The following is a 23,673-nucleotide window of genomic DNA, read 5'->3' as shown; positions in this document are numbered from 1 at the left end:
GGCCGGGTGGTCGCCGTGCTGGAGCACACCACCACCGACGACAACGGCAGCAGCACGACGACGTACACCCCGGTGGTCACCTTCACCACCCACGACGGCCTGACCGTCACCGGCCTGTGCGCCACCGGCATCAAGAACCGCCGCCGCTCGCTGGGCGCCGCCCCGGTGATCCACTACGCCCCCGCGGATCCCGCCGTCTTCACCGCCGACCCCGCCCAGGACCGCCGCGCCCACGGCTGCCAGGTGTACTTCGCCGCCTTCATGCTGCTGGCGGGGGTGGCGGCCGCGGTGGTGGCGGTGAAGGCGCTGACGTAGAGCGCCCGGACCGCGCCGGCGCCCGGCGCCCGGGTGCCGTCGCGTGCCCACCGGCGCCGGCGGCGATTCCCGTTCGCCCGGACATGGTTGGCTGTCCCCGCACGCGAACGCGCGTAAGACCGTACGACGGTATGAACACGGAACAGCGAGGGGCTCACAGCAATGTACGAGTACAAGGTCGTCACCTTCCGGGAGGCGCTGATCGGCGACGCCCTGGACGCCGGCAAGTTGGAGAAGACGCTCAACAAGCACGCCGAGGAAGGCTGGGCGCTGAAGGACATCACCTCCGGCGAGGTGAAGGGCCGGATCGGTCCCGGCGCTGTCGACGGCCTCCTCATCACGTTCGAGCGCCCGCGCCAGGCCTGATCCCGGCGCGAACCCGCCGAGGGCCACGCTCGTGCCCGAACCGAGTGCGCGGTACGGGCGTGGCCCGGGCGGACACACCTGCTCGGCGGCGCGGGCGGCGGCGGACCGCCGGTCCCGGCGCCGGTCACCGGTCTAGGCTCGCCCCATGCCGACCCCGAGCCGCCGCCCCCGTACGTACGATCCCGGCAGGACCTGGGCCGCGCTCGTCGCGCAGGTCGGGCATGTGCGGGAGGCGGCCGCGAAGCTGACACCCCAGCAGTGGGCCGCGCCCAGTGGGCTGCCCGGGTGGGATGTGCGGCTGCTGGTGGTGCACATCGTGCGGCAGGTGGAAGCGCTGCGGGTGATCCTCGCCGAGCAGCCGGCGCCGCGCGGGACGAAGCCCGTCGGCCTGGACGCCTGGGCGCGGTCGACCGCCGCGATCGCCGATCAGCTGGACGCGTCCACCCGGACGGCGGCCGCGACGACGGCCGATCCGGTCGCCGCGCTGGACGCTGAGGCGGCGCTGCTGGGCGGGCAGCAGCAGGAGGCGCTGCGGACCGACCGGCTCACCACGCGTCCGTTCGGCGGTATGCGGGCGCTGGACTTCACGGTGACCCGGCTGGTCGAGCTGGTGGTGCACGGCGACGACCTGGCCCGGGCGACCGGCGTGGAGGTCACGATGGACCGGCAGGCGCTGGCCGCGGTCGTACGGCTGCTGGCGGACGCGCTCGCCACCGCGGCGCCGGGCAACAGCGTGGAGGTGCGGATCCCGCCCTACGCGGCCGTCCAGTGCGTCGAGGGGCCCCGGCACACCCGGGGCACCCCGCCCAACGTGGTGGAGACCGACCCGCTGACCTGGATCCGGCTGGCCACCGGGCGCGAGTCCTGGGCCGAGGCACTGGCCGCCGCCCGGGTCGCGGCCAGCGGCGAGCGGGCCGACCTCGGACCGTACCTGCCGGTGATGGGATGAAGGCGGCCGGGTCCGCCGGGCGCCGCCCGCCACTGCGGGTGACCGGTTACACAGGGTTTCCGGCCGGCCGCCGATTCACCGCCGAACGCCCCGCCGCGACCGGCGCTCCGGCGCCGTCACGAGGCGCCGGGCCGAGCCGGACGTACATCACACCCCCTTGCCTGACATGGGGTGACGCGCATAGAACGCGGCCGGGGACGCGTCCCTCGTTCGGCCGATGGGCAATCCTGCCCTAGACTCGTGATCGTGCCTCGTGGTGACGGACGACTCAGCCACGACCTGCTCCCCGGTGAGAAAGGCCCCCAGGACGCGTGTGGCGTCTTCGGTGTCTGGGCCCCCGGTGAAGAGGTCGCCAAGCTCACCTATTTCGGGCTGTACGCGCTGCAGCACCGCGGACAGGAGTCCGCGGGCATCGCAGTGAGCAACGGCTCCCAGATCCTCGTCTTCAAGGACATGGGTCTGGTCTCCCAGGTCTTCGACGAGACCTCCCTCGGCTCCCTCCGCGGCCACATCGCCGTCGGACACGCCCGCTACTCCACCACCGGCGCCTCGGTGTGGGAGAACGCGCAGCCCACCTTCCGCGCCACCGCCAGCGGCTCCATCGCGCTCGGCCACAACGGCAACCTGGTGAACACCGCCGAGCTCGCCGAGCTGGTCGCCGCCCTGCCGCAGACCCCGGGCCGGGCCGCGAAGGTGGCCGCGACCAACGACACCGACCTGATCACCGCCCTGCTGGCCGGCCAGGTCGACGACGACGGCGCCCCGCTGTCGGTCGAGGACGCCGCGATGCGGGTGCTGCCCCGCGTCAAGGGCGCCTTCAGCCTCGTCTACATGGACGAGCACACCCTCTACGCGGCCCGCGACCCGCAGGGCATCCGCCCGCTGGTGCTGGGCCGGCTGGACCGCGGCTGGGTGGTCGCCTCCGAGACCGCCGCCCTGGACATCTGCGGCGCCAGTTTCGTCCGCGAGATCGAGCCGGGCGAGCTGATCGCCATCGACGAGCAGGGCCTGCGCACCTCCCGCTTCGCCGAGGCCCGGCCCAAGGGCTGCATCTTCGAGTACGTCTACCTGGCCCGCCCGGACACCGACATCGCCGGCCGCAACGTCTACCTCTCCCGGGTCGAGATGGGCCGCAGGCTCGCCAAAGAGGCCCCCGTCGAGGCCGACCTGGTGATACCCACGCCGGAGTCCGGCACGCCCGCCGCCGTCGGCTACGCCGAAGCGAGCGGTATCCCGTACGGCTCCGGCCTGGTCAAGAACTCCTATGTCGGCCGGACCTTCATCCAGCCCTCGCAGACCATCCGGCAGCTCGGCATCCGGCTCAAGCTGAATCCGCTGAAGGAAGTCATCCGCGGCAAGCGCCTGATCGTGGTGGACGACTCGATCGTCCGCGGCAACACCCAGCGCGCCCTGGTGAAGATGCTGCGCGAGGCGGGCGCCGCCGAGGTGCATGTGCGGATCTCCTCGCCGCCGGTGAAGTGGCCGTGCTTCTTCGGCATCGACTTCGCCACCCGGGCCGAGCTGATCGCCAACGGGATGACCGTCGAGGAGATCGGCATCTCGATGGGCGCCGACTCGCTCGCGTACATCTCGCTGGACGCGATGGTGGAGGCCACCACCATCGCCAAGCCGAATCTGTGCCGGGCCTGCTTCGATGGTGAGTACCCGATGGATCTGCCCGACCCGGAGCTTTTGGGCAAGCAGCTCCTGGAGACCGAGCTGGCCGGTGGAGCGGACGCGGCGGACGCACTGCGTCGGCCGTGAGCCGCCCCTCCGGTACCCCCGCAGCAATCGACACGAAAGTGCCAGCCATGTCTGAGACAACCGGTGCCAGCTACGCCGCCGCCGGCGTGGACATCGAGGCGGGCGACCGCGCCGTCACCCTGATGAAGCAATGGGTGCGCAAGGCCACCCGTCCGGAGGTCATCGGCGGCATCGGCGGTTTCGCCGGCCTCTTCGACGCCTCCGCCCTCAAGCGCTACGAACGCCCGCTGCTGGCCTCCGCCACCGACGGGGTCGGCACCAAGGTGGACATCGCCCGCCGGATGGGCGTGTACGACACCATCGGCCGCGACCTGGTCGGCATGGTCGTGGACGACCTGGTGGTGTGCGGCGCGGAGCCGCTGTTCATGACCGACTACATCTGTGTCGGCAAGGTGTACCCGGAGCGGGTGGCGGCCGTCGTCAAGGGCATCGCCGAAGGCTGTGTGCTGGCCGGCTGCGCCCTGGTGGGCGGCGAGACCGCCGAGCACCCCGGGCTGCTCGGCCCGGACGACTTCGACGTGGCCGGCGCCGGTACCGGCGTGGTGGAGGAGGACCGGGTACTCGGCCCGGACCGGGTTCACCAGGGCGACGCGGTGATCGCGATCAAGGCCTCCGGACTTCACTCCAACGGGTACAGCCTGGTCCGCCATGTGTTCTTCGACCGCGCCGGCTGGGAGCTGGACCGGGAGGTGCCGGAATTCGGCCGGACCCTCGGCGAGGAACTGCTGGAGCCGACCAGGATCTACGCGCTGGACTGCCTGGCGGTGGCCCGCGCCACCGAGGTGCACGCCTTCGCGCACATCACCGGCGGGGGACTGGCCAACAACCTGGCCCGGGTCCTGCCCGAGGGGCTGCACGCCTCCGTGGACCGCTCCAGCTGGAGCCCCGACCCGGTCTTCCACCTGGTCGGCAGGCTGGGCGGCGTGCTGCGGCCCGAGCTGGAGAAGACCCTGAACATGGGCGTCGGCATGGTCGCCGTGGTGCCGCCGGAGTCGGTGGACGCGACGCTGCGGGCACTGGACGAGCGGGGCACACCGGCCTGGGTCGCCGGGGAGATCAGGGCACGCGAAAGCGGCTCGCCGGCCGCCGAACTGACCGGGGAGTACGCGACGAGCTGACCCACCCGCTCGACGAGAGCCGACGAAACCCGGTCCGGGCGGGCCCGGACCGGGTGGACGTCATGGCAGCGGCGGCGTCAAGCGCGACGGCGCTGCGACGATGATTGCTGGGACTCGTCTTCGTCCTCGTCATCATCGTCGTCGTTGTAGAGATCCGCGTACTGAGCGTACGGGTCGTCTTCGTTCTCGTCGTCATCGTCCTCGACAGGAGCCGGATTAACCGGCCTCGACGGCGATGCGCCCAGCTCTTCGGCCAGACGTGAGAGATCCGTGCCGCCGCTGTTGTACTTCAGCTGGCGGGCGACCTTCGTCTGCTTGGCCTTGGCCCGGCCGCGCCCCATGGCTCGACCCCCTCAACGGCGGGGCTCAACGGCCCCGAGTCTTGACACGCGTTCATGAATCGGAGCGGTCTCCCGGAGGGGAGACCGGTCCGTAGGGCCTCAACGGTACCTGCTTCCGACGCCACACGGTACGCCGCCCGCACGACACGCGTCGGAACAGGCACCATTCACAGGCCCGTCCTGCCTGGTCAGGCCCGATTTTACCTTCTTCTAGCGCGAACTTGCTATCGGGTCGTGCTATCGGTCACGCCGGGCCGAAACCAGGGGGGAAGCCGGGGGAGACCGGGGGTGGAACCGGCGGCTGAACCGGCCCTCAGGCGGTGGCCCGGCCCAGCCAGTGGGCAGCCGACGTCCGGTCCGCGATCCGCTGCTCGGCGAGCCGGTCGGCGGCGACCGCGGGGGGCACGCCGTCGGCCGTGGCCCGTTCGAAGATGGCCGCGGTCGTGTCGTAGATCTTCGTCGCCTTGGCCTTCGCCCGGTCGAAATCGAAACCGTGCAGTTCGTCGGCGACCTGGATCACGCCGCCGGCGTTCACCACGTAGTCGGGCGCGTAGAGGATGCCGCGATCGGCGAGATCCTTCTCCACGCCCGGGTGGGCGAGCTGGTTGTTGGCCGCGCCGCACACCACGGTGGCGGTGAGGGCGGCCACGGTGGCGTCGTCCAGCGCGCCGCCGAGCGCGCAGGGGGCGTAGACGTCCAGCGGGGTACGGACCAGTACGTCGGCGTCGGGCACCGCGGTGACCGCCGGGTGGCGGACGGTGACCCGGTCCACGGCCTCGGCGCGCACATCGGTGATCACCACCTCGGCGCCGTCCTCCAGCAGGTGCTCGACCAGGTGGTGGCCGACCTTGCCCACACCGGCGATGCCGACCCGGCGCCCGCGCAGCGACGGCTCGCCCCACTGGGCCGCGGCGGCGGCCCGCATGCCCTGGAAGACACCGAAGGCGGTCAGTACCGAGGAGTCGCCGGCCCCGCCCTGCTCGACCGACCGGCCGGTGGTCCAGCGGTTCTCGCGGGCCACCACGTCCATGTCCGCGACGTAGGTGCCGACGTCGCAGGCGGTGACGTAGCGCCCGCCGAGCGAGGCGACGAAGCGGCCGTAGGCCAGCAGCAGCTCCTCGGACTTCAGGGTGTCCGGGTCGCCGATGATCACCGCCTTGCCGCCGCCGTGGTCGAGTCCGGCCAGCGCGTTCTTGTACGACATGCCGCGGGCGAGGTTGAGGGCGTCCGCCACAGCCGCCTCGTCCGAGGCGTAGGCGTGGAAGCGGGTACCGCCGAGGGCCGGGCCCAGGGCGGTGGAGTGGATCGCGATGACGGCCCGCAGGCCGGAGGCGCGGTCCTGGCAGAGAACGACCTGCTCGTGCCCGCCCTGCTCCGATCGGAACAGTTTGGCGAGAACACCTTCGGCCACGACAGCAGTGTCGGGCCGGCCGGTCTGTCGTACGTCGGTCACGGTGGTGACTCCCATAGTCCAGTGGTCCCAGTGATGCGTAGTGCGGTCACTTGTCGGGCTAGACGCCCCCCGTAAGGGTGGCGGAGGGCTTGTTGCGCTCAGCGTAGGCCCTGCGGGGCTGATCATGGGGTGCGGATCGAATGGCCGCTCGCAGTGGCCGGGATCACCTCCGGGAGGCATTGCCGCGTGGGACGATCGGGTGGTTCGTACGGCGGCGAGGGAGCAGGTGTGGGCGGTTCTCCGGGTGTGGTGCCGTACGCGGCGTATCTGCGGGTCTACGAGCCTCTGGCGGCCTTCCCCGAGCCCGAACGCACGCATTGGTACCGGTACGCGGCGGCGGGTGCCGTTCGCACCGCACAGGACGAACTGCGCCAGTCGCTGGCCGACCTGGTGCCGGTGCCGCCGATCGCGGTGCCGGTGCACGAGAGCCGGGACGCCTTCGTGGCGGTCATCGGCGGGGTGACCCATATCTGCCCCTGGCGGACCCGGCTGCGCGGCTGGCTGGCCATGGAGCAGGCCGGCGCGCTGCTGCCCGAGTCGGTGCTGGACGCGATGCTGCCCCCGGTCGTCCGGCTGCAGGCCGCCGCCGACCACGAGTCGTGGCGGGAGCGCAATCCGGACGCGCGGCCGTGGATCCGTTCGGCGACCTGGCACGTGCCGGTGCGCTGGTTCGCGCTGGTCGGTGAGGACGAGCGGGAGTACGAGCCCGCCGGCGCGGGCGAGTCCAAAGAGCCGCTGCTGCGCTACCGGACGCCGATGGTGCAGGCCCGGCGGCGGGTGGCGCGGGCACTGCGGGTGCTCAAGGACGCCTTGGAGGAGGGCCCGTTGATCGACGGGCTAATCGATGTCGGGCGCTGGCTCGAGGAGTTCCACCCGCGCTCGATGGTCGAACTCGACTACGGCGGGCTGGTGCACGTGATGGGCGCGGAGCGGCTGGCCGAGGACCACTCGGCGGCGGACGTGGCCGAAGGGCTCGCCGCGCTGCGCGAGGGCGACTCGGCGGCGGCCGGGGTGGCGTACGAGCGGCTGACCGATCGCTGGCGGGCCGTACGCGAACTCCAGTTCTCCAGCTGAGCCCGGTGTGAGCCCGGTGTGATCCGGTGTGATCCCGGTGTGATCCCGGTGTGATCCCGGCGTGATCCCGGCGTGATCCGTTCGGGCCGGATGCCCGTTGGCGCGGGCGCGAGTGGCCATGAGGCGCCCTCACGGTCAAGAATGGCCCAAGCGTGACGCAGAGCACATGAGTTAGGTCTTGCCAACATCACCATCTGTCATGCCAAAATGGGACATCAGGTCCACCTCGGACTCGATTCAAAGGTGGGGATGTTGCGGATGATCGAGCTGTGACTGATCGTCACGTTGGTGTGACTGTCCGCTATGGCATGGTCCATCGGCTTCCGTCGAGGTTGAACACCTGAGAGGGCAAATCCATCGGTTTGGCCGACGTGGCTGGACGGATGGTGTAGTTGTAGTGCCGAGGACAAGCCGTTCGTCCTATTACCGACTCGGCCCGCGTCCGCCATTTCGGGCAACGCGGGTCAAGGTGCAGAATTTAGAGGAAAGAACCGCGTTGGTTCGGTTCTCTCGAGGAGGCCGCTCATGACCGCTCGCACCCCTGATGCCGAGCCGTTGCTTACCCCTGCCGAGGTCGCGACCATGTTCCGCGTCGACCCCAAGACGGTCACGCGGTGGGCCAAGGCAGGCAAGCTCACGTCCATCCGCACGCTCGGCGGCCACCGCCGGTACCGCGAGGCGGAGGTCCGCGCACTGCTGGCGGGCATTCCGCAGCAGCGGACCGAGGCCTGACAGCCCTTTTGGGCGGCTTAAGGGGCCCCCACCCCATCTGACCGCCCCACCCGACGGTGTGCCTGCCCCCATCAGGGAGGCCGGCGGGTGAGCACCTCAGCTCCACTTTTTTGCCGCTCCACAGCATGACGGTTCCACGGGACCGCATCGGACTCCGCCGGGTTCGATGCGGTCCCTTTTTTGTGCCGTTGGGGTGGCTTGCGGCGGTCTGCGGGGGCGGGGGACGCGGGGTCTGTGGGGTCTTGGGGGCTCCTGCTCGCCAACGCCGGAGTCGTCCCCCTCATGAGTGCAATGGCACATATTAAATCGGGACCCTTCCGGAGGGCCTGGGATTCCCTTGTTGGCGAACGACTTTCAGTGACTCCCGTCACATCTCTGTGCGCTTGTGGATCTTCCGGCCCGTACGGTAATGAACCTCCCACCGGGGGAAGGTTCATGGCGGCCGGGGCCGGCCGACCACCGGGATCGACCGCCCGCCGGGCCCCTGGCCGCCGCCCCGGCTCGGGGCTCAACTCTCGCGTCTCTGGCGGGACTTGTACGGCCCGTACGGGCCTCGGGAGCGCCTCCGGGTCGCATCGCCCCCGCCGGGGCTCCTGCGGGCGGCATATGACCGCCCCGCCCCGGAACACGCGAAAGACCCGCCTCGACGGCGCCGGGGGCCGGGGATGGGAAAGGAGGGCCGCCTCGATCGCCGCCGGGGGCCGGGCGTGCGGAAGGCCCGCGACCGTTACCGGGGCGGGCCTTCCGCAAATGCGGTCCTGACGGGATCTGCTGTGTCTGTTCGGCGGCTGGCGCCGCCGGGCGCGGCCTGCGCGGGGGGCTGGGCGTGCGGAAGGCCCGCGACCGTCGCCGGTGCGGGCCTTTGCGCGAATGCGGTCCTGACGGGATCTGCTGTGTCTGTTCGGCGGCTGGCGCCGCGGGCGCGGCCTGCGCGGGGGGCCGGGTGTGCGGAAGGCCCGCGACCGTTACCGGGGCGGGCCTTCCGTAAATGCGGTCCTGACGGGATTTTGAACCCGCGGCCTCCACCTTGACAGGGTGGCGAGCACTCCAAACTGCTCCACAGGACCTCGCTGCGAGACAGACTCTACAGCAGGTCAGGGGGTGGGGTCGAACGGGAAGCGGATCAGGGGCGGGTGAGGGCCCATGCCTCGTCCAGGGACTTGAAAACGCGCTTGTCGGAGACCGGGAAAGCCGTGCCCAGCGCGTGGGCGAAGTAGCTGACCCGGAGTTCTTCGATCATCCAGCGGATGTCGCGGACAGCCGGCGGGAGCGGCCGGCCCGGGGGCCGGGCGGCGAGCAGGTCGGCGTACTCCGCCTGGATCTCGCGGACCTTGTCCATCCGGCTGGTGTCGCGCGCCGCACCCGTCGGCATCTGCTGCAGGCGCCGGTCGATCGCCACCAGGTAGCGCATCAGATCGGGCAGCCGTTTGAGGCCGGTGTCGGTCACGAAACCGGGGTGGATCAGCGCGGCCAGCTGTTCCTTGACGTCCTGCAGGTTGGCGACCAGCACCAGGCTGGTGGTGTCCTTCAGCCGCCGCTCGCAGGAGTGCCAGGCGGCCAGCACCTGCTGGACCCGCTCCACACCGCGGACGGTGAGTTCCACCAGCTCCGCCCGCACCGCCTCGTAGAGCTTGCGGTACGACGTCTCGTCCCAGGCCGGTCCGCCGTGTGCGGCGATCAGCCGGTCGGCGGCGGCCGTCGCGCAGTCCTCGAACAGCGCCTGGATGCCGCCGTGCGGATTGCGGGACAGTGCGAGCTTCTGCTGGTTGGACAGCCGGTCCGCGACGAACTTCGCCGGATTGACCGGGACGTTCAGCAGGATCAGCCGCCGGGTGCCGCGCCACATCGCCTCGGCCTGCTCCGGCTCGGTGTCGAACAGCCGGACCGCGACCGAATCGCCCTCGTCCACCAGTGCCGGATACGCCTTGACCGGCTGCCCCGAGCGGCGCGCCTCGAAGGTGCGCGGCAGCGTGCCGACGGTCCAGTCCTTGAGGCCGGTGCGCTGCTCCAGGCCGGCCAGCGCCGGGTCCGCGGTCCGCTCGAAGGCCCGGGTGATGGCCTCGCGGGTCTTCGGCTTGAGCCGGAGGCGCAGCGCGTCCAGGTCCTTGTCCTCGGCGATCTTGCGGCGCCGCTCGTCGATCACCCGGAAGGTGATCTTCAGGTGCTCGGGCACCCGGGACAGGTCGAAGTCCTCGGCGGACACCGGCACACCGACCAGCTGCCGCAACTCCCGGGCCAGCACGAACGGCAGCGGGTCGGGGCCGGCGACCGCCCGGTCCAGGAACTTCTTGGCGTAGTTCGGCGCGGGTACGTAGTGCCGGCGGATCGGCTTGGGCAGTGAGCGGATCAGCTCGGTGACGACTTCCTCGCGCAGCCCGGGGATCTGCCAGTCGAAGCCGTCGGCGCTGACCTGGTTGAGCACCTGGAGCGGGATGTGCACGGTCACGCCGTCCGCGTCCGCGCCCGGCTCGAACTGGTAGGTCACCCGGAACTTCAGTGCGCCCTGCCGCCAGGAGTCCGGGTAGTCGGCCTTGGTGACCGCCTCCGCGTTCTCGTTGATGAGCATGGACTGCTCGAAGTTCAGCAACTCCGGTTCGTCGCGCCGCTTGTTCTTCCACCAGGAGTCGAAGTGGGCGCCGGACACGACCTCTTGCGGCAGCCGGGCGTCGTAGAAGTCGAAGAGGGTCTCGTCGTCGACCAGGATGTCGCGCCGCCGGGCGCGATGCTCCAACTCCTCGACCTCGCCGAGCAGTTTGCGGTTGTCCTGGAAGAACTGGTGGTGGGTGCGCCAGTCGCCCTCGACCAGGGCGTTGCGGATGAACAGCTCGCGGGAGACCTCGGGGTCGATCCGCCCGTAGTTCACCTTGCGCTGGGCGATGAGCGGTACGCCGTAGAGGGTCACCTTCTCGTAGGCCATCACCGCGGCCTGGTCCTTCTCCCAGTGCGGCTCGCTGTAGGTGCGCTTGACCAGGTGCTGGGCCAGCGGTTCGACCCACTCGGGTTCGATCCGGGCGTTGACCCGGGCCCACAGCCGGGAGGTCTCCACCAGTTCCGCGGACATGATCCAGCGCGGCGGCTTCTTGAACAGCGCCGAGCCGGGGAAGATCGCGAACTTGGCGCTGCGGGCGCCCAGGTACTCGTTCTTGTCGGTGTCCTTCAGCCCCAGGTGCGACAACAGCCCGGCGAGCAGCGAGGCATGCACCCGCTGCGGGTCGGCGGCCTGCTCGGACCGGTCCGACTCCCGCATGTCGATGCCCAGTTGCTTGGCGACGGCGCGCAACTGGCTGTAGATGTCCTGCCATTCCCGGATGCGCAGGTAGTTCAGGTACTCGCCGCGGCACATGCGGCGGAAGGCGGAGGAGGACAGGCTCTTCTGCTGATCGCGGATATAGGCCCACAAGTTGAGGAAGGCGAGGAAGTCGCTGGTCTCGTCGCGGAAGCGGGCGTGCTGCTGGTCGGCCTGGGCCTGTTTGTCGGCGGGGCGCTCGCGCGGGTCCTGGATGGACAGCGCGGACGCGATCACCATCACCTCGGCCACGCAGCCGTTGCGGTCGGCCTCCAGCACCATCCGCGCCAGCCGGGGGTCCACCGGGAGCTGCGCGAGCTTGCGGCCGGTCTCGGTGAGGCGTTTGCGCGGGTCCTTCTGCTGCGGGTCGAGCGCGCCGAGTTCCTCCAGCAGTTGGATGCCGTCCTTGATGTTGCGGCTGTCCGGCGGGTCGATGAAGGGGAACTTGGCGATGTCGCCGAGCCCGGCCGCGGTCATCTGCAAGATCACCGAGGCCAGGTTGGTGCGCAGGATCTCCGGGTCGGTGAACTCGGGGCGGGCGAGGAAGTCGTCCTCGTCGTAGAGCCGGATGCAGATGCCGTCCGAGGTACGGCCGCAGCGGCCCTTGCGCTGATTGGCGCTGGCCTGGCTGATCCGCTCGATCGGCAGCCGCTGCACCTTGGTGCGGTGGCTGTAGCGGGAGATCCGGGCGGTGCCGGGGTCGATGACGTAGCGGATGCCGGGGACGGTCAGCGAGGTCTCGGCGACGTTGGTGGCCAGCACGACCCGGCGGCCGGAGTGCTGCTGGAAGACCCGGTGCTGCTCGGCCGAGGACAGGCGCGCGTACAGCGGCAGGATGTCGGTGCCGGACCGTATGGCGTTGCCGCCGCGGGTCAGGTGCTTGTCGAGGGCGTCGGCGGTGTCCCGGATCTCCCGTTCGCCGGACAGGAAGACCAGGATGTCGCCCGGGCCCTCGGCCTGCAGCTCGTCCACCGCGTCGCAGATCGCGCTGATCTGGTCGCGGTCGGCGTCCGCCGCGTTCTCGGTGACCTCTTCGAGCAGTGGCCGGTAGCGGACCTCGACCGGGTACGTACGGCCGCTGACCTCCACCACCGGGGCGTCACCGAAGTGCCGGGAGAAGCGCTGCGGGTCGATGGTCGCCGAGGTGATGACGACCTTCAGGTCCGGGCGGCGCGGCAGCAGCTGGGCGAGGTAGCCGAGGATGAAGTCGATGTTGAGGCTGCGCTCGTGCGCCTCGTCGATGATGATCGTGTCGTAGGCGCGCAGCTCGCGGTCGGTCTGGATCTCGGCGAGCATGATGCCGTCGGTCATCAGCTTGACCAGGGTGGAGTCGCTGACCTGGTCGGTGAAGCGGACCTTCCAGCCGACGGCCGCGCCCAGCGGGGTGCGCAGCTCTTCCGCGACGCGCTCGGCGACGGTCCGGGCGGCGATCCGGCGGGGCTGGGTGTGCCCGATCAGGCCGCGCACGCCCCGGCCCAGCTCCAGGCAGATCTTCGGGATCTGGGTGGTCTTGCCGGAGCCGGTCTCGCCCGCGACGATCACCACCTGGTGGTCGCGGATGGCGGCCGCGATCTCGTCCTTCTTCTGGCTGACCGGGAGCTGCTCGGGGTAGGTCACCTCGGGGACGGCGGCCCGGCGGGCGGCGAGCCGCAGCTCGCCCTTGTCCAGCTCCTTGGCGATCTCGGCGAGCACCGCGGCCCGCGCCTCGGGCTTGCGGACACGGCGTGCGCCGTCCAGCCGGCGACTGAGGCGCTGCTCGTCGCGCAGGGTCAGCGCGGACAGGCGTCGGGCCAGCTCAGCGGAGGAGGGGGCGGGGGAGGGTTGGGTAGACATACGCGATCCAGCATCGCATCCGGCGGCGGGCGGCGGCGAACTCATTTCCGGGGGGTTCGGCGGAGGGTCGGCCGGTCGGGGCCCTGCGTGTGGTCCATGCGGCCCAGTGTGCCGGGTGGGGCGGGGGCGCCGCGCCTAGCGTGAGGGCATGGACGCGGGCGGGTCGTGGCGGCGGCGCTGGACGGCGTTCCGCTCCTCACCCTATCTCCCGGCCTGCGTGATGGCGGTGCTGATCGCCGCCGCGGCCGGGCTCTTCGCCGGCTCGTACACCTACGCCATGGCCAATCCCACCCCGCGGCACATCCCGACCGCCGTCACCGGGCTCCCGATCGGGCGGGCGCAGCGGGACCGGTTCGTGGTGGGCATGGAGAAGGCGCTGGGCGCGGCGCTGGAGCTGCACCACTACGACGACCTCGCCGGCGCCCGGAACGCGGTGGAGGACCAGAAGGTCTTCGCGATCCTCCAGGAGCGCGGTCCGGGACGCAGCCCGCAGCTGTTCGTTTCCTCGGCTTCGGGTTCGAGTGTCGCCCAGCTGCTCGCCCAGACGGCGCCCCGGGTGTCGGCCCAGCAGGGCCTGCGGATCGCGGTGCACGACCTGAACCCGCTGCAGAAGGGCGATCCGCGCGGTCTGGCGCTCTTCTACGTGTCGCTGGCCGCGGTGATCATCGGCTTCCTCGGCGCGATCCAGCTGAGCGTGAACGCCAAGGGTCTCAAGCGGCAGGAGCTGATCGCCTTCGTCGTGGGGTACTCGCTGCTCGGCGCATTCGCGATCGCCGCCACGGTGGACTGGCTGCTGGGGGCGCTGCGGCTGCCGTTCACCGAGTCCTGGCTGATTCTGGCCTTCACCATGTTCACCTCCGGCATGGTCTTCATGATGTTCAACAGCGTGTTCGGCCGCTGGGCCGTGGTGCCCACCTGGGGGGTGCTGGTCCTGCTGGGCAACCCGTCGTCGGGCGGCGCCGTCTCCTGGCCGCTGCTGCCGTCGGTGCTGGGCAGGATCGGCCGCTGGCTGCCGCCGGGCGCCAATGTCAACGCGCAGCACACCGCCGTGTACTTCCACAGCCGCCAGCATGTCTTTCCGTTCGCGGTGCTGGCCGTCTGGGCGGCGGTGGCCACCGCGGTCTTCTGGTTCTGGCCCCGGCGCACCCCGGCCGCGCAGTGACGGGGGAGCGGGCGAGCCCGGATACGACGTAGGGCCCGTCCGAGGACGGGCCCTACGTCGTGCGGTGGCTGGGGCCGGGGTCGAACCGGCGACCTACCGCTTTTCAGGCGGTCGCTCGTACCAACTGAGCTACCCAGCCGCAGCGGTCCTGACGGGATTTGAACCCGCGGCCTCCACCTTGACAGGGTGGCGAGCACTCCAAACTGCTCCACAGGACCTTGCTTTGTGCCTTGTCGCGGGACAATTCTTACACAGAATCCCGCGTGCTCCGTACCGTTATTCGCTGCCTCTGTGTGACGGATCGGTCACGCTGAGGTATCTTGACGTCGCTGGATCAGCGTATCAGACCCCTGGCGGGGTCCTGGTCGCCGGCGTAGGGGAGGTCCTGGGGAAGCAGCAGGGTGAGCGCCTCCAGGTCGGGCGTGGCGACGCTGCCCAGCCGGCCGGCCTGCCGGGTCATCATCGATTCCACCAGTTGGCGGGCCAGGCGGGCGTTGCCGAAGGAGCGGGTGCGCGGCACCGTGTCGAGGTGGTCGCGCAGGGCCTCCACGGTGGCCGGGGAGCACTTGTAGCCGGCCGTGCCGGTCATCTCCTTGATGATCTCGATCAGCTCGGCGGTGGTGTAGTCCTCGAACCGCACATGGCGGGGGAAGCGGGAGCCCAGGCCGGGGTTGGAGGCGAGGAAGCGCTCCATCTCCGCCGGGTAGCCGGCCACGATCACCACCGTGTCGTCGCGGTGGTCCTCCATCAGTTTGAGCAGCGTGTCCACCGCCTCCCGGCCGAAGTCCTGCGGGGAGTTCTCCGGGGTGAGGGTGTAGGCCTCGTCGATGAACAGCACCCCGCCGGACGCCTTCTCGAACGCCTCGGTGGTGAGCTGGGCGGTGTGCCCGATGTAGCGGCCGACCAGGTCGGCCCGGGCGACCTCGACGAGCTGGCCGCGGGGGAGCACGCCGAAGGAGCGGAGCAGGTCGGCGTACAGCCGTGCGACGGTGGTCTTGCCGGTGCCGGGCGGGCCGGAGAAGACCAGGTGGTGGCTCACCTTCGGGGTGGGCAGGCCTACCGCCTGGCGCTGGCGCGCGGTGGTGAGCAGGTCGAGGATGCCGCCGACCTCCCGCTTGACCGCGCCCAGGCCGATCATGCCGCGCAGCCTGGCCAGCACGTCGGAGTCGCCCGGCGCGGCCCGCTCGCCGCCGCGGACCTCGGCCGCCTCCTCCTCGCCGACGTCCTCGGGGAGGATCAGCAGCAGGTCGGCCTCGGTGGCTTCGGGCAGGGACGCCAGCCGGAAGGACTGCCGGTCCACCATCTCCTCGAACACCCGGCGGGCGGCGCGGCCGTTGCCGAAGGTGGCGTCGCGCTTCATCCGGGTGAAGTGCAGATGCAGCGCCTGCAGCGCCATCGGGTCGAGGACGTAGCGGTGGGCGGCGCACATGTTCTCGGTGATGGTGACGAGTTCGTCCACCGAGTAGTTGTCGAAGTCGATGGCCCGGGTGAAGCGGGAGGCCAGACCCGGGTTGGCGGCCAGGAAGTCCCGCATCTCCCGGGAGTAGCCGGCCACGATGACGACGACCTCGTCGCGGTAGTCCTCCACCAGCTTCACCAGGGTGTCGATCGCCTCCTGGCCGAAGTCGGCGCCCGAACCCTTGCTGTCGGACAGCAAGGTGTAGGCCTCGTCGATGAACAGCACGCCGCCCAGGGCGCGTTCGAAGACCTCGGTGGTCTTGATGGCGGTGCCGCCGATGACTTGGGCGACCAGGTCGGAGCGGGACACCTCCACGATGTGCCCGGACGGCAGCAGGCCGAGTTCGGCCAGGATGCTGCCGTACAGCCGGGCCACCGTGGTCTTGCCGGTGCCGGGCGGGCCGGCGAAGACGAGGTGGCGGCTCATCGGCGGCGCGGGGATGCCCAACTGGGCCCGGCGCTGGGCGAGTCGGCCGAGGTTCACCAGCGTGTTGACCTGATGCTTGACGCCGGCCAGGCCGACCAGTGCGTCGAGCTCGGCGAACGGCCCCTGGGGGGCGGCCGGTTCGGCGCCGGTCGCGGGCTGGCCGTCCGGGCCGGCCGCGGGCTGCCCGTCGGTGCCGAGCGCGGTGGCGCCCGGCCACACGTCGGCGTTGCGGTTGTCGATGCTCGTCAGGTCGGAGATCGCCAGCCGCGGGCCCGGCTTGGCGACCCGCAGCCCGGCGCCTTTGCTGGCGCGGACGGTGCAGGCGGTCACGGTGACCTGCTCGGTGCTGTCCACCCGGATGCCGTCGCCGCCGTTGTCCGCCAGTTCGCAGCCGTTCAGGGTGGCGCGGCCCCCGGCGGCGACCAGCACACCGTGCTTGCCCGAGGAGGTCAGCCGGATCCGGACCAGCGACACCTCGCCGCCGTCCTCCACCGTGACCCCGGAGTCGGCCGAGCCGGTGACCTCGCAGTCGCGCAGCGAGCCGAGGCCGCGGGCGCCGATCGACACCCCGGACTTGCCCGCGCCGCGGATCACGCAGTTGCCGACGTGCGGATTGCCGTGTCCCTCGGTACGCAGCCCGTGTGCCTTCGTGCTGTCGATCGTGCAGTCCTCCAGGCGGCCCCGGCCGTCCTCGGCGACCAGCACGCCGGGCCCCTTGCTGCCGATCACCTGCGCGCGGCGCACCAGCGGATTGGCGCCGGACCGGATCGCGATCCCGATGCCGCCGGTGTCGGCCACCGTCAGCCGGTCGAACTCGGCCGCCGACTCCTCGACCAGCAGCACGCCGATGCCCTCGCAGTCCGCGACGCGCGCTCCGACGAGCACCGGGGCGCTGGACTCGGCGATGTGCACGGCCGGTCCGGCGGCGCCGGTGAACTCGCAGTCGGTGTAGGTGCCGCGGGACCGGCCGGCCACCGCCAGGCCGCCGCCGCGGGTGCGGGCGGTCGAGCAGGCCGTCACCTGCGGGTCGCTGCCCCCCGCGACGACGATCCCGTGGCCACCGGTGTCGCTGATCCGCACCTCCGACAGCGTGGTGCGGCTGGAGGTGGCGAGATACGCGCCGACCGCCGCGCCGTGCACCGAGGTGCGGGCCACGGTCACCGCGGTGGCCCCTTCGAGGGCCAGCGCGGGCTTGTCCGTCGAGGAGATCTCGCAGTCCTCCACCGAGCCCCGCGAATTGCCGTTGGCCAGGACGCCGTTGCCGCGCGCGTCCCGCAGCGTGCAGCCGCGCACGGTGGCCCGGCCCTGCTCGCTGATCACGATGGCGGAGGTGCCCAGGTGTTCCAGCACGCAGTCCTCGATGACGCTGCCCGCCTCGGCCGTCTCCACGATGCCGGCGCCCATCGGGTTGGTGATCCGGCAGTTGCGCATGGCCAGCGAGCCGCCGCCGCGGCTGAGCACCGCGGTCCAGCCGGCCCCGACGACCTCGCAGCCCTCCAACGCGACCTGGCCGCGTGCCGCGTCGACCACCGGCAGGTCGCCCTCGCCGCCGCGCAGCACCAGTTCGGTGAGCAGCACGGCGTCCGCGGCCAGCGTGACGGCGGTGCCGCGCACCGGCTCGATGCGCACGCTGCCGGGCGGGCCGTCGGCGACGATCGTCACCCGGGTCCGCACGGTCAGCGCCTCGGCGTAACCGCCCGGTCGCACGCTGATGACCGCGCCGGAACGGGCCCGCGACAGCGCCTCCGTGATCGTCCGGAACTCGCCCTCGCCGTCCGGGCCGACGGTCAGAAGCTGACGTGCCACGGCCGGTCCTCCTCAAGTCCTGGTGCCAGGTGGTGCGGTGGTTCGGTGCTGCTGAGGAGCACGATACGGGTCACGGTCCGCCCACCGGGCCGGTGACCGCGGGTTCGTCGTCGCCCATCAGAATGGCAGTGATGTGGTCCGACAGCGACCCGACTCGGGGGCCGGTCGGGGGCACCACCTGAGGGACGACGTGCGGTACGACCTGCGGTACGACTGGGGGCAGGATCGGGGGCTCCACCTGGGGCGCGGACTCGGCATCGGCCGAGCCGTGGCCGCCGCCGTGCGTGTGGTGGCGCGCCAGGACCGGGGGCGTGTTCGTCCCGTGGAAGATCACCGGCGCGCCCTCGCCCATGGTCAGGAACTCGTTCTCCGACTCCCCGTAGAACAGCGAACGATCCGCCGGGTCGTCCGGCGTCAGCGCCCGGCTCTGGAAGTAGGTCCCGAAGATCCGGTGCAGGGGCACCTCCTGCGAGGTCACCCAGAAGGGGCCGAGCGTGTGGTGCTCCTCGGTGGGGTCCTTGTAGGGCGCCATCAGGCTGAAGGACTCCGCGGGGCCCCGGCGCATCCGGACCTCGGCGTTCGGGGTCATCGTCGTGCCCTCGTTGTAGTCCTGCAGCAGGTTGCGGCCTTCCAGCCGCATCAGCTGGACGACACCGCGCTGCCGGTCCACGTTGGGGATGTCCACCCGGCGCAGGATCTCGTGGGTGAAGGCGTGCTGGGCCGCCACGCTCCGTAGATAGGCGGCGGGGAAGCCGAGGCGGGGCAGGTCGAGTTCCGGGTCGTGGAAGGTGCTGTTGAGCCGGTTCATGAAGTAGCCGTCCTCATCGCGGGACGGGCGGAAGAAGCTCATCAGCACCTTGAACCGCTGTGCCTCGGAGGTGATCGAGCCGCCTCCCTGGCTGGCCGCCCATTCGCCGAGCATGCTGCTGTCGCCGCCGTTCTCGTCCAGCCAGGCGTAGAACCGCTGCGACACGCTCGCCTCGCCGCCGCCGCGCAGCGATCCGCCGATCGGTCCGGTCGGGTCGTCCGGGGAGACCAGCGCCCACGGGGTGGGCTCGTCGCGAAGTTCCTCGGTGAACCAGCGGTCGTTCACCACCAGTTGGCGGGGCAGTCCGTCCAGGATGCCGCTCTCGTCCAGCCGCATCTGCATCTGGAGGAACTCGCTGCGGTACTCGGGCCGCCAGCCGTCGTAGCGCAGATTCGACTCGGTGCTGAGCAGCCGGTTGGCCCGCTGGGCTTCCGGATCGTCCGGATCGCGCGTCGCCACGGTCTGCCGGGCCCGTTCGAGGATCAGGTCGAGCCGGTGCGCGGCCCGCTCCGCCTGGTCCTCGTGGGCGTCCATCCGCAGCTGCCACACGTCCGCGGGGTCGGTCGCCGGGTCGTCGCGTTCGTACGACAGCGGGTGGTACGTGTTTCCGTTGACGACGAGGTCGAGGTCCGGCGGCGGGTCGGCCGGCCAGAGGGTCCGCGCCTCGAACGGCCCGGCCGGAAGGGAGGCCAGCGGCGGCTCGGGCACATGCTGCGGGGCGGCCTCCTGGGCGTGGTGGTCGTCCGCGCCGTGCTCGTCGTGCCGCTCGGCCACGCTGTGGTGGTCGCCGGCGATGAACGGCTCGTCGTCGGTGTGCCGCTCGTGCGGCTCCGGCGTCGCGTCGCGCACCGGCTCCGATGCGTCGGGTGGCGGGGTGCGCACGATCAGGCGATAGGGGATCGGCTGCCGGGCCGGCGGGGAGGCCGGCTCGTCGTCCCAGTCGGAGTCGGAGCCGGAGCCGGAGTGGTCCTCGTCCTCGTCGTCGGACTCCCGCTGGTGGAGCTGCCGCAGCCGGGCGAGCGCGGTGTCGAGACTGTGCGTGGGCGCGGGCGCGAGCACGGCGTTGCGCGGCGCCGGCGGCTCGTCGTCCCAGTCGGAATCGGCGTCGCCTTCGTCCTCCTCGTCGTCGGAGTCCTGCCGGTTGAGGTTCCGCAGCCGGGCGAGGGCCGCGTCGAGATCGCGGGAGGTCTCCGTGCTGTGCGGGACGACGATCTGCTCGTCGAGCTGAGTCCGGGGTGGCACCTGGGGTTGCTCTCTGGGCAGTTCGTCGGGTTGCTTGTCCGGCTGCCTGTCCTGCTCCGGGAGGGCCGGGTCCCGCTCGGGGACCGTGGCCGAGGTGGAGGGGCCGTCCGGTTTCGGTGGCGCGGGCGGGGACTTGGGCGGGGAATTGGGTGGAGAGGCCGGTGGGGCCGGCGGCTCGACGGGGTGGGTCTCGGACTGCGGGATCATGATCGGGCCGTGCACGTCCACACCCGGGAGGACATGCGCGGTGGCGCCGTCGTGTGCGGTGAGGATGATCCGGGTGCTGCCGTCGAAGATGGCGTAGGGGCGGGCGAACTTGGCGTTGGCGGCGACCTCGCCGCCTGGGCGAAGGACGAACCGAAGCGCTGGCGGCCGTTGACGCCGCCGCCGGCCAGCAGGGTCCCTTGGAAGCCGGGCAGCTTCCAGTGCGGCCCCAGCAGGAAGCGCAGGCCGAGATCACGGGCCCGGATGGGCTGGTTGACCCCGATCTGGTTGACCTCGTTGAGCACGTTGGCGTTGCCGCCCTCGTGCTCGATCGTGCGGTAGTCGAGCCGCCGGACATCGGCGCGGCCGGTGATGCGCAGCGAGCCGTGCCGGAACAGCTCGACCTCCGCCCCGTCGCGGGTCATGGCCGGCAGGCTGCGCTCCAGCCGGGTGTCGCTGAGCGACTTCGTCACATGCCCGTCGAGGCGGGACATCTTCAGCCGGCCCAACTCCTGCCGGAGGTTGCGCAGCGTCCGGGTCCGGAAGGCGGCGCCGTCGGTGATCTTGCGGACGATGCTGTGGGGACTGAGGCCGCGCTCGGGCGGGTTGGGGCCGCGGTGGGGATTCCGCCCGTCCTGGATGATCCCCGGGCGCGGGGCGTACCGGGCGTGATCCTGCCGGTCGGTCGGCGACTCGCGGGTGATGAAGTCGACCTGGGCGGTGCCGGTACGGCTGATGCGCTGCTCGCCGAGCCCGAACAGGCCGGTCGGCCGGCTCATCTCCGCCTCGACGGTGGCGGTGCCGACATGGGTGAGCGAGGGCACCTTCTTGCGGAAGAGCAGACCGGTGGCCGAGTTCTCCGTACGGGTGTTGAGCGTCTCCTTGCCGACGCCGCCGTCGACCCGGCCGAGCAGCGAGAGGTTGACGGCGTCGCCGCTGGGCAGCACATCGCCCTGGACCTGGACGTATCCCTGCCAGTTGCTGGACTTGGTGTTGGACACGCCGGAGGTCTGCACCTGCTGGCCGCCGCTGTAGAACTCGCTGGTGGCGTTGGAGTCGGCCGGGTCCATGGTGTCGACGTGCGCGCCGAGCACGACCCGGCCGCCGCTCACCGACGTCAGGGTGATCGTCCTGGTGCTGCCGCGGCTGTGGTCGCCGAGACCGCGCTGGATGGCCATCGTCTTGACGTGCGGGGCGAGTTCGGCCCGGACCCGGGGCCACTTGTCGCCGAAGACCTCGGTGCCGCGGCCGGCCATCGCGTCGAGGATGTGGGTGGCCACCAGGTCCTCGTCGGGGGTGCGCCGGTCGGCGCCGCCAGTCGGCGGGGCGGGCAACGGGGCGGCGTTCGGTGCCGGGACCGGGTTCGGTGCCGGATGCGGCCGTACCTTCAGTACGACCTGTTCGACCTCGATCCGCGGGTGCGGCGCGGCGCCGTCGGTCGGGCCGTCGGCGGCCTCGGTGGCGGCCGGGGTGTGCTTCGGATAGGAGAAGACACCGTGCAGCCGCACCGGTTCGGGCGCCTCGGGGACGCCCCGCAGGAGGTTGGCGCCCAAGTGCTGTTCGTAGCTGATCTCGAACCGGATCGGCTGCCGGAACAGGTCGTGCGGTTCGACGGTCTTGACCCGCAGCGGGATGCGTTCCTCGGTCTCCCCGGTGGTGCCCTCGCCGCCCGCGTCGGTGAGCTGGCCGGCGCCGTGGTCGACGGCCGCCACGGTGTCCTTGGGGCGCACCGAGCCGCTGTGTGTGACCTGCACGGTCACCGAGCCGTGCGGGATGGGGACTTGGAGCCGGCCGCCGGCGACGGTACGCAGCACGTTGTCGTGGATGTGCGCCGTGGAGGACTGCGACTCGGTGGACATGTCGGTCTCGAACTTCTTCGACGTGCCGACGTACTCGGCCTGTTGCTCACGGATCGGCCGGACCTTGACCGTGAGCCGGCCGCCGGTCACCGGGATGTCGTGGCTCCATTCCCGGCCGGACTCGTGGGTGAGCCGGGCGGACAGCACATGCGGGCCGAACTGGTCGGAGACCCCGGTCATCGCGTGGTCGAGGCCGCTGCCGAGGGCCGGGGCGAGATCGTGCCGGATCGCCTCCAACAGGCCGCTGGCCGGGTCGACACCGAGCAGCATGTCCGAGGGGTGCCAGCTTTCCTCCGCGGCGTGGGCGGGTGGCAGCGGCGGATTCTTCGTGGCCGGGGGCGGGGTCCAGTCCAGTCGCGGCGGCGGGGGATCGGTCCGGCGCGCGGGCGCGGTGCCGTCGGCGGCGTCGGTGAGCACCGCGGGGGTCTCGCCGACGGTCCGGGGGCGGCGGTCGGCGTCCTCGCGCGTCTCGATGATGTCGGGGCCCTGGGCGGACGCCTGGAGCTTGGCCGCCGACACGGGTGACGTGCGGTTCGGCGCGATCGCGTCGGGGCGAACGGGACCCGAGGAGGTACGCGGGGTGGTCGCGTTGACCGCGCCCTTCGAGCCGGTGAAGAGGTTCTTGAACAGGCCCTTGCCGCGCGGGTCGGTGCGCGGTCCCTGGTGGCCGAAGCCGGTCCGCGTGTCGGGATTCGCGGGCCGGGTGAGGTCGACCGGGTCGGGGGCCGGCTTGGGGCGCGGCTCGTCGACGAAACCGGTGGGGTGGTCCCGGGTGAAGGTCGGCGGCAGCACCGAGTCGTGGTCGCGCGAGCCCTGGAGTTCGGTGAGCGGGATGGCGATCTCCACCGGGAACAGGCCGGACTCGTGCACGGTGGACTTGGAGCCGGTCATCGTGCCGTCCAGCCGCACCCAGCCGTCGAAGATCGCCATCGGCTGGTCGAACTTGGTGGCGACGACGACGCGTTCCTGGTTGCGTACCCGGTCGCCGTCACGCAGGGTCTTGGTGACGCCGCCGATCACCTCGCCGAGCACCGGGCCGCCGGCCACGTCGCCGCCCCGGCCGCCGAGCGCCGCCTGCTCGCCGAACTGCCGGTTGCGGGTGGTCGTGGTGGCCGACCCCTGGGTCACCTCGGTGCTCGGGCTGGACAGCGGCGTGATCACCCGGCGGAAGGTGAGCCGCTCGATGTCCGCGGTGAGCGAGGTCTTGGTGCTGGAGCCCGGCCCGGACAACTCGGTGCGGATGAGCGGACTGTGCTGGGTCATGCCGGGCAGCGCGCCGCGCACCCGGTTGAGGTGGTACCAGGAGGAGACCCCGGACCGGACGTTCTTCCAGTCGCCGCCGAAGGCGCGGTGCCCCATCGAGTCGAGCATGCCGTGGAAGCCGCTGAGGTCCAGATTGGTGACCCGGTCCATGCTGCCGAGGCCGCGCAGCGGCACGCTGCTGTTCGTGCCGCGCGGGACCGGGGGCGGCGCCGG

General features: G+C 71.5%; 13 protein-coding genes, 3 tRNA genes and 1 pseudogene. 8 read left to right on the top strand and 9 right to left on the bottom strand.

Features of this window, described 5'->3' with window-relative positions; all coding sequences use genetic code 11:
- From GA0115240_RS31385 to purM, 5 genes are all read left to right on the top strand, one after another.
- On the top strand, positions 1-315 hold a 315-nt coding region (locus GA0115240_RS31385), incomplete at its 5' end, for a DUF3592 domain-containing protein (RefSeq protein ID WP_346268002.1).
- Positions 316-477: 162 nt separating this feature from the next.
- Positions 478-681 carry a DUF4177 domain-containing protein gene (locus GA0115240_RS31380; protein ID WP_093741993.1) on the top strand — a complete coding sequence of 68 codons (204 nt, stop codon included), beginning with the start codon at positions 478-480 and terminating at the stop codon, positions 679-681.
- A gap of 145 nt (positions 682-826) precedes the next feature.
- Complete coding sequence (locus GA0115240_RS31375) at positions 827-1,630, top strand: maleylpyruvate isomerase family mycothiol-dependent enzyme (RefSeq protein WP_093741991.1); 804 nt, start codon at positions 827-829, stop codon at positions 1,628-1,630.
- 246 nt (positions 1,631-1,876) lie between these two features.
- On the top strand, positions 1,877-3,394 hold the full coding sequence (purF, locus tag GA0115240_RS31370) for an amidophosphoribosyltransferase (RefSeq protein ID WP_093741997.1): 1,518 nt from the start codon (positions 1,877-1,879) through the stop codon (positions 3,392-3,394).
- Between the two features lie 47 nt (positions 3,395-3,441).
- On the top strand, positions 3,442-4,512 hold the full coding sequence (gene purM, locus GA0115240_RS31365; RefSeq protein ID WP_093741989.1) for a phosphoribosylformylglycinamidine cyclo-ligase: 1,071 nt from the start codon (positions 3,442-3,444) through the stop codon (positions 4,510-4,512).
- 77 nt (positions 4,513-4,589) lie between these two features.
- Here purM and GA0115240_RS31360 read toward each other — a convergent pair whose 3' ends face one another.
- The gene (locus tag GA0115240_RS31360) at positions 4,590-4,853 is read right to left on the bottom strand and encodes a DUF3073 domain-containing protein (RefSeq protein WP_093741987.1); all 264 of its coding nucleotides are present in this window, start codon (positions 4,851-4,853) and stop codon (positions 4,590-4,592) included.
- Between the two features lie 313 nt (positions 4,854-5,166).
- Entirely contained in the window at positions 5,167-6,306 is a 1,140-nt protein-coding gene (locus tag GA0115240_RS31355; RefSeq protein WP_370673392.1) for a Leu/Phe/Val dehydrogenase, read from the bottom strand.
- A gap of 228 nt (positions 6,307-6,534) precedes the next feature.
- On the opposite strand from GA0115240_RS31355, the gene GA0115240_RS31350 reads away from it, so the two are divergent.
- Together GA0115240_RS31350 and bldC are read left to right on the top strand one after the other, a co-directional pair.
- Complete coding sequence (locus tag GA0115240_RS31350; RefSeq protein WP_093741983.1) at positions 6,535-7,380, top strand: hypothetical protein; 846 nt, start codon at positions 6,535-6,537, stop codon at positions 7,378-7,380.
- Positions 7,381-7,905: 525 nt separating this feature from the next.
- The gene (gene bldC / locus GA0115240_RS31345; RefSeq protein ID WP_033321412.1) at positions 7,906-8,112 is read left to right on the top strand and encodes a developmental transcriptional regulator BldC; all 207 of its coding nucleotides are present in this window, start codon (positions 7,906-7,908) and stop codon (positions 8,110-8,112) included.
- Between the two features lie 991 nt (positions 8,113-9,103).
- On the opposite strand, the gene GA0115240_RS31340 is transcribed toward bldC, so the two are convergent.
- Positions 9,104-9,179: transfer RNA gene (locus GA0115240_RS31340), tRNA-Asp, on the bottom strand.
- A 56-nt stretch (positions 9,180-9,235) separates the two neighbouring features.
- Complete coding sequence (gene hrpA, locus GA0115240_RS31335; RefSeq protein WP_093741981.1) at positions 9,236-13,231, bottom strand: ATP-dependent RNA helicase HrpA; 3,996 nt, start codon at positions 13,229-13,231, stop codon at positions 9,236-9,238.
- A gap of 148 nt (positions 13,232-13,379) precedes the next feature.
- Between hrpA and GA0115240_RS31330 the strand changes: the two genes are divergently transcribed.
- Positions 13,380-14,393: a hypothetical protein gene (locus GA0115240_RS31330; RefSeq protein WP_093741979.1), complete on the top strand. Its 1,014-nt coding sequence runs from the start codon at positions 13,380-13,382 to the stop codon at positions 14,391-14,393.
- A gap of 65 nt (positions 14,394-14,458) precedes the next feature.
- On the opposite strand, the gene GA0115240_RS31325 is transcribed toward GA0115240_RS31330, so the two are convergent.
- The 5 genes and pseudogenes from GA0115240_RS31325 to GA0115240_RS31305 form a co-directional block, all read right to left on the bottom strand.
- Positions 14,459-14,532, bottom strand: a tRNA-Phe gene (locus GA0115240_RS31325).
- A 4-nt stretch (positions 14,533-14,536) separates the two neighbouring features.
- Positions 14,537-14,611 (bottom strand) — tRNA-Asp (locus tag GA0115240_RS31320).
- Positions 14,612-14,727: 116 nt separating this feature from the next.
- On the bottom strand, positions 14,728-18,084 hold the full coding sequence (locus tag GA0115240_RS31315; protein ID WP_093741977.1) for a right-handed parallel beta-helix repeat-containing protein: 3,357 nt from the start codon (positions 18,082-18,084) through the stop codon (positions 14,728-14,730).
- Between the two features lie 70 nt (positions 18,085-18,154).
- Positions 18,155-20,362, bottom strand: coding sequence for a hypothetical protein (locus GA0115240_RS31310; RefSeq protein WP_093741975.1), 2,208 nt, complete (start codon positions 20,360-20,362; stop codon positions 18,155-18,157).
- A pseudogene (locus tag GA0115240_RS31305) lies at positions 20,338-23,673 on the bottom strand (hypothetical protein); the annotation flags it as partial. The pseudogene GA0115240_RS31305 and the gene GA0115240_RS31310, both read right to left, overlap by 25 nt.

The sequence above is a fragment of the Streptomyces sp. DvalAA-14 genome, from assembly GCF_900091855.1.
Lineage (GTDB): Bacteria > Actinomycetota > Actinomycetes > Streptomycetales > Streptomycetaceae > Actinacidiphila.
This window is presented reverse-complemented; position numbering and strand designations above follow the sequence as displayed.

What these genes read in the sequence shown, in the direction of transcription:
- GA0115240_RS31380 (WP_093741993.1), top strand. Translation starts at nt 478, where the DNA reads ATGTACGAGTACAAGGTCGTCACCTTCCGGGAGGCGCTGATCGGCGAC.
- GA0115240_RS31375 (WP_093741991.1), top strand. Translation starts at nt 827, where the DNA reads ATGCCGACCCCGAGCCGCCGCCCCCGTACGTACGATCCCGGCAGGACC.
- purM (WP_093741989.1), top strand. Translation starts at nt 3,442, where the DNA reads ATGTCTGAGACAACCGGTGCCAGCTACGCCGCCGCCGGCGTGGACATC.
- GA0115240_RS31360 (WP_093741987.1), bottom strand. Translation starts at nt 4,853, where the DNA reads ATGGGGCGCGGCCGGGCCAAGGCCAAGCAGACGAAGGTCGCCCGCCAG.
- bldC (WP_033321412.1), top strand. Translation starts at nt 7,906, where the DNA reads ATGACCGCTCGCACCCCTGATGCCGAGCCGTTGCTTACCCCTGCCGAG.
- hrpA (WP_093741981.1), bottom strand. Translation starts at nt 13,231, where the DNA reads ATGTCTACCCAACCCTCCCCCGCCCCCTCCTCCGCTGAGCTGGCCCGA.
- GA0115240_RS31330 (WP_093741979.1), top strand. Translation starts at nt 13,380, where the DNA reads ATGGACGCGGGCGGGTCGTGGCGGCGGCGCTGGACGGCGTTCCGCTCC.